Genomic DNA, 13,456 nt, shown 5'->3' on the forward strand with positions numbered 1-13,456 from the left:
CGCGCGCGGCCAGCGCCGCCGGGTCCAGCCATATCCGCATCGAATAGCGCTGATCGCCGTAGATGTTGACTTGCGCCACGCCCGGCACGGTCGCCATCCGGTCGACCAGGTAACGGTCAGCGTAATCCGTCAGCTGAAGACGGTTCATTGTCGTGGAGCGCAGGAAGACGATGATGATGGGCTGGCTGTCCGAATCCGCCTTGGCCACCTCGGGCGGATCGGCCTGGTCGGGCAGATTGCCGACCACCCGGCTGACACGGTCGCGCACGTCGTTGGCGGCGTCGTCGATATTCCGGTCCAGCGAGAACTCGATGTTGACGTTGGAGCGGCCGTCGCGGCTGGTCGAATTAATGCGCTCGACGCCCTGGATGCCGGCGATCTGCTGCTCGATCGGCTCGGTGATGCGGCTCTCGATCACCTCGGCCGAGGCGCCGGCGTAGCTGGTGTTGACCGACACGATCGGCGGATCGACGTCGGGCAGTTCCCGCACGGGCAGGAAGAAGAAGGCCGCCGCGCCGATCACGCACAGCACGATCGCGGCCACGGCGGCGAAGACCGGCCGCCGGACCGAAACATCCGACAACATCATCGGGCGGCGCCCTGCGCCGCGCGCTGGCCCTGTCCCTGCGTCTGGCCTTGCCCCTGTCCTTGGCCCGCCACGAAGATCGGCGACCCCGGTTGAATGCGGTTCAGGCCCGATCCCACGATCCGGTCGCCCGGCTCGACGCCCGACAGGATTTCGACGAATCCGTTCTCGACCGCGCCGGTCTCGATCTCGACGCGCTGGGCGGTCGATCCGCTGTCTCCGCGCGCGATCCGATAGACGAAGGCGCCGGCGCCTTCGTATTGCACCGCCGACTCGGGCGCCGACGGGGCCTGGCGCTGGCCTTGCTGCACGGCGACGCGCAGCAACATGCCGGGGCGGATGCGTCCGCCCGGATTGGGGAAGACGGCGCGGGCCGTGGCGGCGCGCGTGGTCTCGTTGACGCGGGTGTCGATCAGGTCGATCCGCCCCGAGAACGGCTCGTCGCCATAGGCGTCGGCGGTCGCCACGATCGGCGTGCCCGGCTGAAGCAGGTTCAGATAGCGTTCCGGCAGGGGGAAATCGACGCGGATGGTCGAGGTGTCGTCCAGGGTGGCGATCACCGCGCCCGGATTGATCAGCGTGCCGGGCGTGATCGTCGTCAGCCCCAGGGTGCCGGCGAAGGGCGCGCGAATGACCCTGTCACCGCGCCGCGCGCGGGCGGCCTCCAGAGACGCGCGGGCGGATTCGAGCGCGGTCTCGGCGTTCTCGGCCGTCACGCGCGGGGCGATCCCCCGGTCCGCCAAGGTCTTGTACCGGTCATATTCGCGCTGGGCCTGGGCCAGCTGCGCGCGCGCCTCGATGATGGCGGCGTCCTCTTCCAGCGCCTGAAGCTCGACCAGCGGCGTTCCGGCGCTGACACGCTGGCCGTCCTTGAACATCACCCGCGTGATCAGTTCGGTCGTCGACGAGGTGATGTTCACCGACCGCGCGCCGCGCGCCACGCCCAACACCCGAATCTGATCTGAGAACGGCCGTTGCGTCACCTCGACCTGGGACACCTGCTGGCCGCGCCGCGCGGCGCCGCCGGGCGCGCCCGCCCCCTCCGGGCCCGACGAGGCGAAGGTGATCCGGACGATCGCAGCCACGACCATCAGGACAAGCAGCGCCGCGGCCGCGATGAGGAAGAAGTGCCGTTTGATCACGCGAGACTCGCAAGACGGGGGAGTGGCGCACGCTTAGCGGCTGGCGCCGCCAACGCAAGATTAAGTCTCTGTAACGCGCCGCACCGCCGTTTCCGTCGCGGAAATCGTCGTTTTCAGAACCGTCGCCATATCGCCACGATCGGCCCGCTCGAAATCGGCGTCTCGCGGCCCGCCACCGTTCGTCGCCAGCCCGCCTGAAGGCTCCAGTCGCCCGCATCGCGCACCAGCGACGCCTCGACCGACAGCCAGCGCGCGCCGGCGTCGGCCGCCCCGCCATAGGCCTGCCCCAGCGCCATCCACCGACCGGCGAAGCGCGCGCCTGCGGTGGCGTCCAGCCGGGTCTCGTCCGGCAGTTGATCGCGCAGCCGACGCGCCGCCTGCGCCTCCACGAATATCCCGTCCAGAGCCCGCACCGGCCCCCAGCTTCGTCCCGCCGAAACCCGGGCTTCCCAGTCGTGTTCGCCCACGCCCGGCGGCGCATAGCCGGCGTTTCGCCCGACCCCGGCCTGGGTATAGCCGACATAGGCGCTGACGGCCCCTGCGGCCCCGCGATGAACCTGCCAGGTCAGGCCCAGTTCGATCGGCCCGCGGCCCTCGTAATCGACGAAAGCGTCCTCGCCCGACTGCAACTCGGCCTTGACCTGCACGGACACCCGATCCGCGATCCCGTATTCGGCGTGAACCGCCAGGGCGTCGTCGCGTCGTCGCGCCGGCAGCGGCTGCTCGCTCCCGCCCGGGTCGAAGCCGGTGTCCGCCTCCATGCGCTCATATTTGACGATCGCCTGGCCCTGGCCGCGCGGCATGACCCAGGCGCTGGCCTGAACCTGGGAAGCCGTGATCGCGGCGACGCCGCCGACCGTCAGGCTTAGACGTCGTAGCCAGGCGACTTGCGGTCCAGTTGGCGAAGCGCGCCGGGCCAGGCCAGGGCGGAGATGAAGCCGATGCCCCGCCCCTGCTCCTTCGTCTCGGCCTGCGCTTCGTCGGGGGCGATCAGCACCTGATCGCGGCCGCCCGACAGCGCCGCCACCTGCTGCGCGCAGGCCCGTTCCAGGAAGAAGATGCCGATCCATGCCTGCGCCGCGGTCTCCCCGACCGCCAATGTGCCGTGGTTGCGCAGCAGCATCAGCGGCTTGTCCCCCAGGTCGGCCACCAGACGTTCGCGCTCGTCGTGGTTCAGGGCCAATCCCTCATAGCCATGATACGCAACCTGATGCTGCAGTAAACACGCGTTCTGGCTGATCGGCAACAATCCGCCCTGCTGCGCCGCCACGCCGACTCCGTTGACCGTATGCAGATGGATCACGAACTTGGCGTCCTCCCGCGCGGCATGGACCGCCGAGTGGATGGTGAAGCCCGCCGGATTGATGAAATGGGGCGTCTCGCCGACGATGTTTCCGTCCAGGTCCACCTTCACCAGCGACGAGGCGGTGATCTCGTCGAAGTAGAAGCCGTAGGGGTTTATCAGAAAATGATGCTCCGGCCCCGGCACGCGGGCCGATATGTGGGTGAAGATCATGTCGTCCCAGCCGTGCAGGGCGACCAGCCGGTAAAGCGCGGCCAACTCCACGCGCGCCTGCCATTCGGCCTCGCTGACCCGGGATTTCATCGAAAGGGGGGCGCCGTCCGCCATATCCATTCCTCCTGCCTCTGCTGGGCGTTGAGGCCAGCGTCCTCCTCCGCCTTGCCGGCGTCAACCAAATCCGTGCTTTGTGCGGGTCGTTAACCCTCCCGGTTCACACCTCGTTAACCGCACCTTCACAACCCTGAAGCAAGGGTTGTCTGTGTGATTCCATCCTGGAGCCGGGAGCCGCCGTGTCCGCTGTTCTACAGTTCAGGCCGTCCTCCGACGCTTCGGCAGCCCCCGACGTGTCGCGCCTGCTGCAACTGGCCCACAGCCGGTCGGCGGACGATCGCCAGCGTCTTTTGCTCGGCGTCGTCGCCCTGTGCGACGCCGCCCCGCCCGGCAGCGAGATGGAGCCGGTTCTCAGCGAGATCTTCGTCACCCTGGCCGCCCAGGCCGAACGGGACGTTCGCCAGGTGCTGTCCGAACGTCTGGCCGACGCGGCGTGGGCCCCGCCGGCGCTGATCAACATGCTGGCGCTGGACGAGATCGAGATCGCGCGTCCCGTCATCCTGGCCAGCCCCCTGCTCAAGGACGCCGATCTGCTTCGCGTCCTGATCGAGTCCACCCTTGAACACCAGATCGCGGTTGCGCGTCGACCGCATCTGGCCGGCCGGGTGGTCGAGGCGATCATCGACCGGGGCGAGGCGGTCACCATGACCGCCCTCGCCTCGAACCGCACGGCCGAGATCGGCGAAGCGGCGATGCGGCGGCTGGTGGCCCATTCGCAGCGGATCGCGGGCCTTCGCGCGCCCCTGACCCGTCATCCTCGCCTCAGCGAGGAAATGGCCCAGCAGCTCTATCAGTGGGTCGGTCAGGCGCTTCGCCAATCGATCAGCGAACGGTTCCGCATCGACGACCGGCTGTTGAACGCCGCGATACAGGACGCCGCCCACGTCGCCGCCGGCGGCGCGGCCTGTCGCACCGTGCCCCAGCCGAATGGCCGGGCCGAGGACCTGGAACGCCAGGAAATGGAAGGTCGGCTGGTCGAAAAGCTGAAGGGCGCCGGCCAGCTCCGTCCCGGCCTTCTGGTGCGGGCGCTGCGCGAACAGCGCTTTGGCCTGTTTGAGCAGGCCCTGATGGCGCTGGGCGGTTTCAGCCTGGCCCAGGTGCGCGGCGCGATCCGGTCGCCCACTGCGGAACCGCTGTATCTGGCGTGTATCGCCGTGGGGGTCGACCGGGCGGTCTTTCCGTCGCTGCTGACCGAGGTCCGTCACCTGTCTGGCGGCTTTCCCGGCCAGGGCGGCTGGACCCCGACCACCCTGGGCGCCACGGCCGCCGCCCGCGCCTTTCGCCAGATGATGGAAAAGCCGGCGGGCATTTGACATCGCCGCCAAGCTCGGCTCACGTCCGCCCGTGACCCCGACCCTCGCCTTCGTCGCCAGCGACCGCCCGGAAGCGCAGCAGGCCCGCGCGGCCCTGACCGCCCGCTACGGCGGCGTGCCAGAAGCCGAGGCCGACGTGATCGTCGCCCTGGGCGGCGACGGCCAGATGCTGGAGACGCTGCACGCCAACCTGCGCCGACGGACGCCGGTGTTCGGCATGAACCGGGGTTCGGTCGGCTTCCTGATGAACGACTTCGGCGAGCACGATCTGCCCGAACGGATCGCCTCGGCCGAACGCACCGTCATCCACCCGCTTCAGATGGACGCCTGGACCGAGAGCGGAGAGGTCCACACCGGACTGGCGATCAATGAGGTCTCGCTGCTGCGGCAGACCCGGCAGACGGCCAAGCTGCGCATCACCATCGACGATCGGGTGCGTCTGGAAGAACTGTCGTGCGACGGCTGCATGGTGGCGACCCCGGCCGGATCGACCGCCTACAACCTGTCGGCTCATGGACCGATCATCCCGCTGAACGCGCGCATCCTTGCCCTGACGCCGATCAGCGCCTTCCGCCCCCGGCGCTGGCGCGGCGCCCTGCTGTCCCACGAGGCCCGGGTCGCCTTCGAGGTGCTGGAGCCGGACAAGCGCCCGGTTTCGGCCACAGCCGACAACTTCGAGGTCCGGCGCGTGGCGCGCGTGGAGGTGCGCGAACGCCGCGACGTGGCCCTGACCATGCTGTTCGACGCCGGGCGTTCCTATGAGGAGCGGGTCATGGCCGAACAATTCTCTCAGTAGGCGGTCACGGCTTCTTAAGGGCGCTGCCCTAGCGTCGCCGCAGATCGTAAGGGAGTCCGCCATGAGCAATTCCGCGCAAGTCATCCGTCCGCCCAACACCCTTCGCATGAAGGTCGGCGGCGGTTTCGGGATCAATGCGGACGCCATCGCCAAGGCGGAAGAGGCCCTGAAGGCCATGTCGGCCCAGTTCAGCCAATGGCTGAACGACGAGGTCGCCAAGCTGGATCAGGCCCAGGCGGACATCCGCGAGCAGGGCTATACGCCCCAGACCGCCGAGGCCCTCTACTTCCGCGCCCACGACCTGAAGGGCCTGGGCACGACCTACGAATATCCGCTGGTCACGCGCCTCGCCGGGTCGCTTTGCCGCCTGCTGGACGATGCTGACACGCGCATGAACGCGCCGGTCGTGGTGCTGGACGCCCACATCGACGCCATCCGCGCCGTGGTCCGCGACCAGATCAAGACCGACGACCATCCGACCGGCCGGGTCCTGGCCGAGACCCTCGAAGCCAAGGTCGCCGAACACCGCCAGACCTGATCGCCTTCCTGACCCGCGTCGAAACGGCCCGCCGCTCGGCGGGCCTTTCTTTTTTGCTCAGGCCGCGTTGGCGGCCGCGATCTCAGGGCGATAGGCGGGCTGATCCAGACGCTCCATCAGATAGGCCAGATCGTCGCGCATGGCGTTCGGGCGCTGGGTCAGGAACCGCTCCAGCATCCGTTGGCGGAACACCTCGCCCGAGGTGTCGATCCCCTCGGCCGACAGCGCCTTCCAGGTGTCCACCCCGGCGCGGAAGGCCTGGAACAGGCGTGGCGGAAGTCCCGCGCGGTCATAAATGGCCTTCAGGCCCAGCGGGCCGGCGTCGTGCACCATCAGCCAGGCGCGGCTGTGCGGCGTGTTCGCCAGCTCCGCCAACCCATGCTCGAACATCGCCATCTGCCCCCGCGCCAAGGCGCGCAGCATCAACGAGGGGGTCAAGGCCTTGCGTGCGTTCAACTGCACCACGAAGGCGCCCAGGTCCGCTGTCGATGACGCCTGGTCGATCAGATCCACGGTTGCGCGCTCGCGGGCGAAGGTCGCCAGGCGAATGGCCGTCTCCGGCGCAATGGCGTGGGCCTGGATCAGATGATCGCGCACAGCGTCGCCGGCCAGCTCGATCAGCCGCTCCGTCACATGCAGCGGCAGGGCTTGGCGATAGGCTATGGCGGTGACGACGTCCTCGGATTCGGGGAAGCGGTCGACCACGACCGACAAGGCCTGTTCGGACAGGTCCGCATTGTCATTGGCGACCAGAATGCGAACTGCCTGCTCGCTCGCCTCGGCCGCCATCACGCCGGCGACGTCGCGCGACACCCGCGCGCGTCCCGCCACCGCCGCCTGACGCAGGGTCGATCCGGCGCGCACGATCTCGATCAGATCCTCGTCGGTGAAGACCGGCGAGGCGCCGATGACCGGCAAGGCGATGCTGTCGACGTCGGCAGCCAGTCGGCGCGCCACGTCATGCGGTATAAGGTCCGAGGCCTTAAGCGTCACCGCCATGGCGCGACGCACCAGTTCGGCGGCGTCCTGCGCCAGCAGCCGGATGATCTTCTGCGCCGCGATGCGTTCCGCCTGGTCCAGCGGCGCCCGCTCCATGCTGCGGCACAGCTTGTGGGCGGCCTCGGCCCGTTCATCCTCGTCCGCGGCCTGGACCAGGCGGCGGATATCCATTTCGGTCAGGCGGGCGCGATAGGCGGTCATGGGGCTCGGGTGGAATCGGCGTCTGGGCCGCATCCTGAGCCTGCCATGCTTAACGCCCGGTTTACCATCGACGATCGCGGCTAGCTTGTTTCCTTGTCGAACGGAGAGAAGGCCCCGCCGAACCCGGTGGTCGAAGAGCCGTCCTGCCCCAACAGCATGGCAAGCAGGCCCTGATCCTGTTTGAGCCTGTCCAGCCGCGCCGCCAGCAGCTGATCCCGCTCGCTGAGGGCGGGCGTGGAGGACGGGCCGTCCCCGGTCCCCAGGGCGGGCGTCCCCTGCCCGGCCGAGCGCTGCAGATTGGCGTGCACCTCGGCGACCGAAGCGGGACGGCCGCCCTTGTAGAAGATGCTGCGATTGGCGCGCGCCGCCTCGGGGAACAGGGCGACGGCGCTGGCGCCGGGACTGCGGTCCAGCGCCTCCATCAGCTGCGCTGCGCCCGCCGGCCCCAGGAAGTGGGCCGCATAGAGGTCGCCCGCCCCCGGCTCCCGCCCTGTCCGGCCGCGCAGATAGGCGGCGTTCGACGCCGTCAGTTCCGCCGCCATCGTCGAGGCCGCCTGGGGGTCGAATCGCAGGTCCAGCACGACGTTGCGCGCCGATCCCTCCACCCGCCAGCGCCCGTCCGCGCCCCTGTGGATCAGGTCGGCGTACTGGCCGTATCCGTGCTGGGCTCCGTGTTTCTTGACCGTCGATAGCCAGGTCTGTTCGATGAATTGGAACAGCCCCGCCGCCGATGAGGTGCGCGCCCGCGCCGAAGGGTTAAGAGAACTCTCGCGCTGGGCGGTCTTCATCATGAAGTCGAAGTCCACGCCCACGACGTTCGAGGCGCGCCGGATGGCCGCCTCGACACCGCCTGCGGAGGGAATCGCGCCGATGCTCATGACGCCCCGACGGTGGCCGAACAGGGTTAACCAATCCCTAATCGTTAACAGCGCCGTTAACGCCTCCGCCTTTAGTCTGACGAACGGACGTCCGCCGCAAACCCGCCACAAGTGGCGCGCTCAACTCTGACTTGCGGGCGCTGCGGGGGCGGCGAGAGCGGGAGTTGAGATCATGATGATACGCGCCGCCGGGGGTCCCGGCTTGATCAGTCCGATCGATTTCGGCGAACAGAGGAAACCCTTACCGGGCTGGATGTGGGGCGCCATCGGCGTCTCGGTCGCCCTTCACATCGGGGTGGCGATCGCCCTGTACAATCAACGGTTCGAGATCGCGGCGCCGCCGGAAGCGCCGACGACGCCGACCACCACGATCACACTGGCCCCTCCTCCCCGCCCCGTGCTTTTGCCCCGGGTTGAAAGCTCGACGCCGCCAGCGCCGCCGACGCCCGTGCACAAGCCGCTCGTGGTCTTGCCGACGGAGCAGGTTTCGCCGTTCGTCCCGCCCGAGACGCCGGCGGTCATCGGTTCGCCCTCCCAGTCCGTGATCGTCAGCAACGCGGTCAACGGCGTCGAGGGCGGCGCGGGGACGACGACGACGACCCAGCCGCCCCGCGCCCCGTCGGTCATCAACGACCCGAGCTGGGCGGCCCGTCCCTCTGCCGCCCAGATGGCGCGCGCCTATCCCCAGCGCGCCATCGACCGCGGCGTCTCGGGCGCGGCGAGCCTGAGTTGCGTGGTGCGGGTGGACGGGGGCCTGACCGGGTGCCGCATCGCCGGCGAGACTCCCGGCGGACTGGGCTTCGGCCGCGCGGCCCTGGGCCTGACACGCGACTTCCGCATGAACCCCCGCACTATCGACGGCCGCCCCGTGGACGGCGCGACGGTCAACTTCACCGTCCGTTTCGCCATGAGCGACTAGAACCGCCTCGGATCGAGGGCGGCGGCGTGCGATGACGCCCTGCCCTCGATCGCATCGGCGACGACCTCGGCGACCAAAGGCCCCAGCAGCCACCCGTTGCGGCGCGGCGCCAGGGCCACGAACAGCGCGTCCGCGTCCGAAACCACGCCCGCCAAAGGCAGTCCGTCCGGCGACGCCCCCCGCACACCCGCGCGCCATTCCACCTCGACGGCGTCAAGCGGTCGTCCCAGCACGCGCTCGGCCGCTTCCAGAAGCCGCCGCGCCGAGGCCGGATCGGGCTCGAGGCCGCGACGTCCCGGCTCCATTGTGGCGCCGACCACGGCGCCCGTTTCCATCGGCGCGACATAGGCGCCTGGTCCGCGCACGACATGCGCGACAGGTCGGGATTGTAGACGTCCGATCTGGCCCTTGATCGGCTGAATCAGGTCCACCAGACGCCGCGTTTCAGGCGTGACGCCGGGTATTGCTGGCCCGGCGCCAGTCGCCAGAACGACGGCCGACGCCTCCAGCGTCACGCTGTCCAGGTACAGTCGCCACGCCGAAGCCGTCGCCTCCAGACGCAGAACCTCGCCGTTCACGACCGCGGCGCCCAGCGTGGACCGCAGCGCCGCAATCGCTTGTTCGGGCTCGATCTGCAGATCCTCGTCGGTGACCAGAGTGTCGCCGTCGCGGCGCGCCGCAAAGCCCAGCGTCGCCATCCGCTGGGCCAGCGCCTCGGCCTGCGGTCCGCGCCACTCCGCGGGCCGTGCCTTGAGAGAAATCCCGGCCGCCTGGGCGAACGCCGGCCACAGGTCCCGACCGGCACGGAACAGCGCCGCCTGTTCCGGCGCGGCCTGGTCTATGGCGGCCTCCATCGCCGGCGCGATCATGCCCGCGGCGACAGAAGAGGCGTTCGCGCCGCCAGGATCGATCACCCGAACGGCGTGCCCCCGCCGCTTCAGTTCGAAAGCCACGCACAGGCCCAGCACGCCGGCGCCGATGATCGCGATGGAAGGAGAGGTCGTCGTCACCTGCCCCAAATCGACCTCCGATCCGGGGAATGCAAGCCGACAGATCGTCCAAGCCAGACGGCCTGGGGCGCGCTATCAGTCAGCCATGAACAGCCTGGACGCCATCTCCGCCCTGCCCGACGGCGCGATCACCTCGCCGGCGGCGCGTCGCAACGCGGACTCTATTCTTCGCGTCCTGCGCGCCCATCTGCCGACGAAGGGTTCGGTGTTGGAGATCGCCTCGGGATCAGGTGAACACGCGGTCGTCTTCGCCTCGGCCCTGCCCGGCCTCGAGTGGACGCCCAGCGACCCCAGCGCCGAGGCCCGGGCCAGCATCCGGGCGTGGACAGCCAAGGTGGACGCCCCGGCGCTCGCAGATCCCCTCGCGCTGGACGCCGCCGATGACGCGACCTGGCCCGACCGGACCTATGACGCCGTCTTTTGCGCGAACATGACGCACATCAGCCCCTGGTCCGCGACCGAGGGGCTGATGGAGTTGGCGGCCGCTCGATTGCGCGAACCCGGCGGCCTGCTGATCTTGTATGGGCCTTACCGCGAGGCGGACATCCCGCTCGCGACCTCGAACCAGGCGTTCGACGACAGTCTGAAGGTCCGCAATCCGGCGTGGGGACTGCGCGACCGCGAGGCGGTGCAGGCTCTGGCCCGGAGACATGGCTTTGCGGCCACGCTCCGGATCGAGATGCCGGCCAACAATCTGATGCTGCTGTACCGGCGTCTCTGAATTCAGGAAATGGCGCCCACGGCCGGCGTCAGGGCGGCGCGGTCGCTCATTTCGACCACGTCGCCGTCGCGGAAGACCGCACCCGGCGAATCGGTTGGCACGCCGAAGCGCTCGGCCGCCAGCGCCACGCCGTCGGCGAAGGCGATGACCGGCACCGCATTGGCGCGCGCCATGTCGATCAGCGAGCGAACGGCCGCCAATCCCGCCTCGTCGGCGGCTCCCCCCGGCACGACCAGGCCCTTGACCCGGCCATCGGCGATGTCCTCGGCCGTGGCGGTGGCCAGCACGGTGACGCCGCCGGCCGACAGGCTGGCGTCGCCGGTTGAGATGGGGGCCAGACCGACGCCTTCGGCCCGAAGCGCCCCCTCCACGTCGCCCATCTCGCCGAAGTCCATGCCGCGCCGCATCACCAGACCCATGCGAAGACGGGTGGGAACCGGACGGTTATAGCCATTGCGACGGGGGGCGGCGGAAGATTTGCGTTGAGCGTACAAGACGTCTCCTTCGAGGGTTTCAATAAAAAGTCCGAATCGACGCCAGGCGGCGACGATCCACGAACACATCGGACCAGAAAACGGATAATCGACGAGCTCGACGAACGTCGCCTCGCACTCTGGCTCATTTGTGGAATGCGCACAGATATAGTCGAAATCGGCGTCAAATCAACCTGACGCGGCGGATGTTGTCCGCTTCGTGATCCTTGCTCGGTCGTCGCGCTTGCTCCCTCGTTAAGCCGGACCTAGACAGCGGCGACGCATGGACGGACCCTGATGGCCTTTACCCGAACCTATGACGGCGACGCCCCGGTGCGCGTGAACAAGTGGCTGGGCCAGACCGGCGTCTGCTCGCGCCGTGAAGCGGAAGGCTTGATCGCGGACGGTCTGGTGTCGATCGACGGCGAGGTCGTCGCCGACGCCGGCCGCAAGATCGCGCCCGGCCAGACCCTGACCCTGAACGACCGGGCCGAGGCGGCGCTGGCCGCGGGCGTGACCATCGTGCTGAACAAGCCCGTCGGCCATGTGTCGGGCCAGCCCGAGCCGGGCAAGACCCCCGCCGTGCGCCTGCTGACCCTGGCCAACCGCATCGGCGAGGGGCCAGTTCCGGCGCGCGACGCCTCCCTGCCCCCCATCGGCCGGTTGGACGAGGATTCGCGGGGCCTTCTGCTGCTGTCCTCCGATGGCGTCGTGGCCAAGGCGGTGATCGGGCCGCAGTCCGAACTCGACAAGGAGTATCTGGTCGTCGTCGAAGGCGCTGTCACCGAGACCAGACTGTCCCGACTTCGCCACGGCCTGGAACTGGACGGCCGCCAGTTGAAGCCCGCCCGCGTCACCCAGGTCCAGGGCCAGCAGTTGCGCTTCGTCCTCAAGGAAGGCCGCAACCGCCAGATCCGCCGGATGTGCGACCTGGTCGGGCTCGAGGTCGTGGACCTGCAACGCGTCCGCATCGGCCCCTTGCGCCTCTCCGACCTGCCGGAAGGCCGCTGGCGTCACCTGACGGCGGACGAACGCAAGGGACTGGTCGGTTAGACGCCCGACGGCAGCGTCAGGGACGCCAATCGGGTCAGCTCCGCAACATGGCCGGCAAACGCCTTGCGGCCGGCGGACGTCAGCGACAGCCAGGTGCGCTGACGTCCCGCGAACGGCGCCTTGCGGACCACGACGTATCCCGCCTCTTCCAGCATCTTCACGTGCTTGGACAGAACGGAGTCGGATACCTGTATCGTGTCGCGGACGGTGGCGAACTCGGCCTCGGCCGCCGACAGCAGGGCGCAGATCTGCAGCCGACCAGGCGCATGGATCACCGCATCGAAGACCGGCGCGCTCACGGCAGCCGAGTCGTTTCGGCGATATAGACGCGCGTCCAGATCCGCGACCCCAGGATCGCCAGTGCGCCTGCGACCAGGCCGAACGCAAGCGGTGCCCAGGCCGGCCCGTTTCCTCGCGTCGCCACCGCCCCGATCATCAACGCGATCAGGGCGCCCGCCAAGCCGAACGCCACCCATCGGGCGTTCCTGGGAGAATAGCCATTGACCCAAAAACCCGTCCGGTCGGTCCACTTGCGCACGATCACGACGATCACGGCCAGGCCGATCGCAGTGCACGCTAGCCCATACATCGCCGGCAGCGCCTGGCCGCCGACCATGAGGCCGGTCGCCCCGCCGTAGCCTAGATCGTACCACAACGGCCACTTGTCCATGCGGCGATGGACAGTCCGTCGGGTGTTGCGGATGGTTTCCAACGCCTCCTGCGGCGTCTGATTGTCCGGATCGATCATGGCGACCTCCTCACTTTCCACGACAGAAAGTGACCGTTTGTTTCCATATCGTCAAGTGAAAACTTTCCATATCGGAAAGTTATACTGTGGCGGCAAACCATCGCTCGAGGAGTTGGGCTTCGGCCCGGCGGGCGGCGGTCCGGTCGGCCGCTTCCTCGTCCACCCCCCACTGATCTTCCTGGAACGCCTCCTCCAGGCGCGACAGGTCGAAGGCCTCGTCCGCCGACAGCGCCCCGCGCTCCAAGGCTAGCCCCAGTACGGCCGAGCCAAACAAGGGAACCGCCGTCGCAAGCCCGGTGAGTCTAAAGTCGTCCAAGCCGAGCGCGTGCGCCTTCACCCGTTCCAGCGACGCCACGTCCTGACCAAGGTGAACGATGCCTTCAACGGGCTGGAGCGACACGCCCATTTCGCGCGCGGCCCAGTCGCGCCAGGGCGTCCAGCCGCGC

General features: G+C 68.9%; 16 protein-coding genes and 1 pseudogene. 6 read left to right on the top strand and 11 right to left on the bottom strand.

Going from position 1 to position 13,456, the window contains the following annotated elements:
- The 4 genes from B2U11_RS05410 to B2U11_RS05425 all read right to left on the bottom strand — a co-directional run.
- The coding region (locus B2U11_RS05410; protein ID WP_292070440.1) for an efflux RND transporter permease subunit at positions 1-586 on the bottom strand (586 nt) is incomplete at its 3' end.
- Positions 586-1,728, bottom strand: a complete 1,143-nt coding sequence (locus B2U11_RS05415) for an efflux RND transporter periplasmic adaptor subunit (RefSeq protein ID WP_292070442.1) — start codon at positions 1,726-1,728, stop codon at positions 586-588. The genes B2U11_RS05410 and B2U11_RS05415, both read right to left, overlap by 1 nt.
- Positions 1,729-1,841: 113 nt before the next feature.
- Positions 1,842-2,531 (bottom strand): hypothetical protein, encoded by a 690-nt coding sequence (locus B2U11_RS05420; protein WP_292070444.1) that lies wholly within the window; start codon positions 2,529-2,531, stop codon positions 1,842-1,844.
- Positions 2,532-2,593: 62 nt separating this feature from the next.
- Positions 2,594-3,358, bottom strand: coding sequence for a class II aldolase/adducin family protein (locus tag B2U11_RS05425; protein ID WP_292070445.1), 765 nt, complete (start codon positions 3,356-3,358; stop codon positions 2,594-2,596).
- Between the two features lie 182 nt (positions 3,359-3,540).
- Here B2U11_RS05425 and B2U11_RS05430 point away from each other — a divergent pair, with 182 nt between their 5' ends.
- From B2U11_RS05430 to B2U11_RS05440, 3 genes are all read left to right on the top strand, one after another.
- Entirely contained in the window at positions 3,541-4,674 is a 1,134-nt protein-coding gene (locus tag B2U11_RS05430; protein WP_292070447.1) for a DUF2336 domain-containing protein, read from the top strand.
- 31 nt (positions 4,675-4,705) lie between these two features.
- Positions 4,706-5,470 (top strand): NAD kinase, encoded by a 765-nt coding sequence (locus B2U11_RS05435; RefSeq protein ID WP_292070448.1) that lies wholly within the window; start codon positions 4,706-4,708, stop codon positions 5,468-5,470.
- A gap of 61 nt (positions 5,471-5,531) precedes the next feature.
- A complete protein-coding gene (locus tag B2U11_RS05440) occupies positions 5,532-6,008 on the top strand; it encodes an Hpt domain-containing protein (protein ID WP_292070449.1) in 477 nt (158 codons plus the stop codon).
- Between the two features lie 57 nt (positions 6,009-6,065).
- Here the strand turns inward: B2U11_RS05440 and B2U11_RS05445 are convergent, their stop codons facing one another.
- Together B2U11_RS05445 and B2U11_RS05450 are read right to left on the bottom strand one after the other, a co-directional pair.
- Entirely contained in the window at positions 6,066-7,208 is a 1,143-nt protein-coding gene (locus tag B2U11_RS05445; RefSeq protein ID WP_292070450.1) for a DUF2336 domain-containing protein, read from the bottom strand.
- Positions 7,209-7,288: 80 nt separating this feature from the next.
- Positions 7,289-8,086, bottom strand: coding sequence for a transglycosylase SLT domain-containing protein (locus B2U11_RS05450; protein ID WP_292070451.1), 798 nt, complete (start codon positions 8,084-8,086; stop codon positions 7,289-7,291).
- Between the two features lie 172 nt (positions 8,087-8,258).
- Here B2U11_RS05450 and B2U11_RS05455 point away from each other — a divergent pair, with 172 nt between their 5' ends.
- Positions 8,259-9,005, top strand: coding sequence for a TonB family protein (locus tag B2U11_RS05455; RefSeq protein WP_292070452.1), 747 nt, complete (start codon positions 8,259-8,261; stop codon positions 9,003-9,005).
- On the opposite strand, the gene B2U11_RS05460 is transcribed toward B2U11_RS05455, so the two are convergent.
- Entirely contained in the window at positions 9,002-10,015 is a 1,014-nt protein-coding gene (locus B2U11_RS05460) for an NAD(P)/FAD-dependent oxidoreductase (protein ID WP_292070453.1), read from the bottom strand. The genes B2U11_RS05455 and B2U11_RS05460 overlap by 4 nt on opposite strands.
- 85 nt (positions 10,016-10,100) lie before the next feature.
- Here B2U11_RS05460 and B2U11_RS05465 point away from each other — a divergent pair, with 85 nt between their 5' ends.
- Complete coding sequence (locus B2U11_RS05465) at positions 10,101-10,736, top strand: DUF938 domain-containing protein (RefSeq protein WP_292070454.1); 636 nt, start codon at positions 10,101-10,103, stop codon at positions 10,734-10,736.
- 2 nt (positions 10,737-10,738) lie between these two features.
- Here B2U11_RS05465 and B2U11_RS05470 read toward each other — a convergent pair whose 3' ends face one another.
- A complete protein-coding gene (locus tag B2U11_RS05470; RefSeq protein ID WP_292070455.1) occupies positions 10,739-11,230 on the bottom strand; it encodes a hypothetical protein in 492 nt (163 codons plus the stop codon).
- Between the two features lie 276 nt (positions 11,231-11,506).
- Here B2U11_RS05470 and B2U11_RS05475 point away from each other — a divergent pair, with 276 nt between their 5' ends.
- On the top strand, positions 11,507-12,262 hold the full coding sequence (locus B2U11_RS05475; RefSeq protein WP_292070456.1) for a pseudouridine synthase: 756 nt from the start codon (positions 11,507-11,509) through the stop codon (positions 12,260-12,262).
- Here the strand turns inward: B2U11_RS05475 and B2U11_RS05480 are convergent.
- From B2U11_RS05480 to B2U11_RS05490, 3 genes and pseudogenes are all read right to left on the bottom strand, one after another.
- The gene (locus B2U11_RS05480; protein ID WP_292070457.1) at positions 12,259-12,561 is read right to left on the bottom strand and encodes a winged helix-turn-helix domain-containing protein; all 303 of its coding nucleotides are present in this window, start codon (positions 12,559-12,561) and stop codon (positions 12,259-12,261) included. The two genes, B2U11_RS05475 and B2U11_RS05480, sit on opposite strands and share 4 nt — an antisense overlap.
- Positions 12,558-13,010 carry a hypothetical protein gene (locus B2U11_RS05485; protein ID WP_292070458.1) on the bottom strand — a complete coding sequence of 151 codons (453 nt, stop codon included), beginning with the start codon at positions 13,008-13,010 and terminating at the stop codon, positions 12,558-12,560. Before B2U11_RS05485 ends, B2U11_RS05480 begins: the two co-directional genes overlap by 4 nt.
- Before the next feature lie 79 nt (positions 13,011-13,089).
- A pseudogene (locus tag B2U11_RS05490) lies at positions 13,090-13,456 on the bottom strand (ATPase); the annotation flags it as partial.

Source organism: Brevundimonas sp. UBA7534, assembly GCF_002479325.1.
In the GTDB taxonomy this organism is placed as follows: domain Bacteria; phylum Pseudomonadota; class Alphaproteobacteria; order Caulobacterales; family Caulobacteraceae; genus Brevundimonas.

Bases quoted from the DNA above. Each gene is read 5' to 3' on its own strand.
- B2U11_RS05420 (WP_292070444.1), bottom strand. From the start codon at position 2,531: ATGCCGCGCGGCCAGGGCCAGGCGATCGTCAAATATGAGCGCATGGAG.
- B2U11_RS05425 (WP_292070445.1), bottom strand. From the start codon at position 3,358: ATGGCGGACGGCGCCCCCCTTTCGATGAAATCCCGGGTCAGCGAGGCC.
- B2U11_RS05440 (WP_292070449.1), top strand. From the start codon at position 5,532: ATGAGCAATTCCGCGCAAGTCATCCGTCCGCCCAACACCCTTCGCATG.
- B2U11_RS05445 (WP_292070450.1), bottom strand. From the start codon at position 7,208: ATGACCGCCTATCGCGCCCGCCTGACCGAAATGGATATCCGCCGCCTG.
- B2U11_RS05450 (WP_292070451.1), bottom strand. From the start codon at position 8,086: ATGAGCATCGGCGCGATTCCCTCCGCAGGCGGTGTCGAGGCGGCCATC.
- B2U11_RS05455 (WP_292070452.1), top strand. From the start codon at position 8,259: ATGATGATACGCGCCGCCGGGGGTCCCGGCTTGATCAGTCCGATCGAT.
- B2U11_RS05465 (WP_292070454.1), top strand. From the start codon at position 10,101: ATGAACAGCCTGGACGCCATCTCCGCCCTGCCCGACGGCGCGATCACC.
- B2U11_RS05475 (WP_292070456.1), top strand. From the start codon at position 11,507: ATGGCCTTTACCCGAACCTATGACGGCGACGCCCCGGTGCGCGTGAAC.
- B2U11_RS05485 (WP_292070458.1), bottom strand. From the start codon at position 13,010: ATGATCGATCCGGACAATCAGACGCCGCAGGAGGCGTTGGAAACCATC.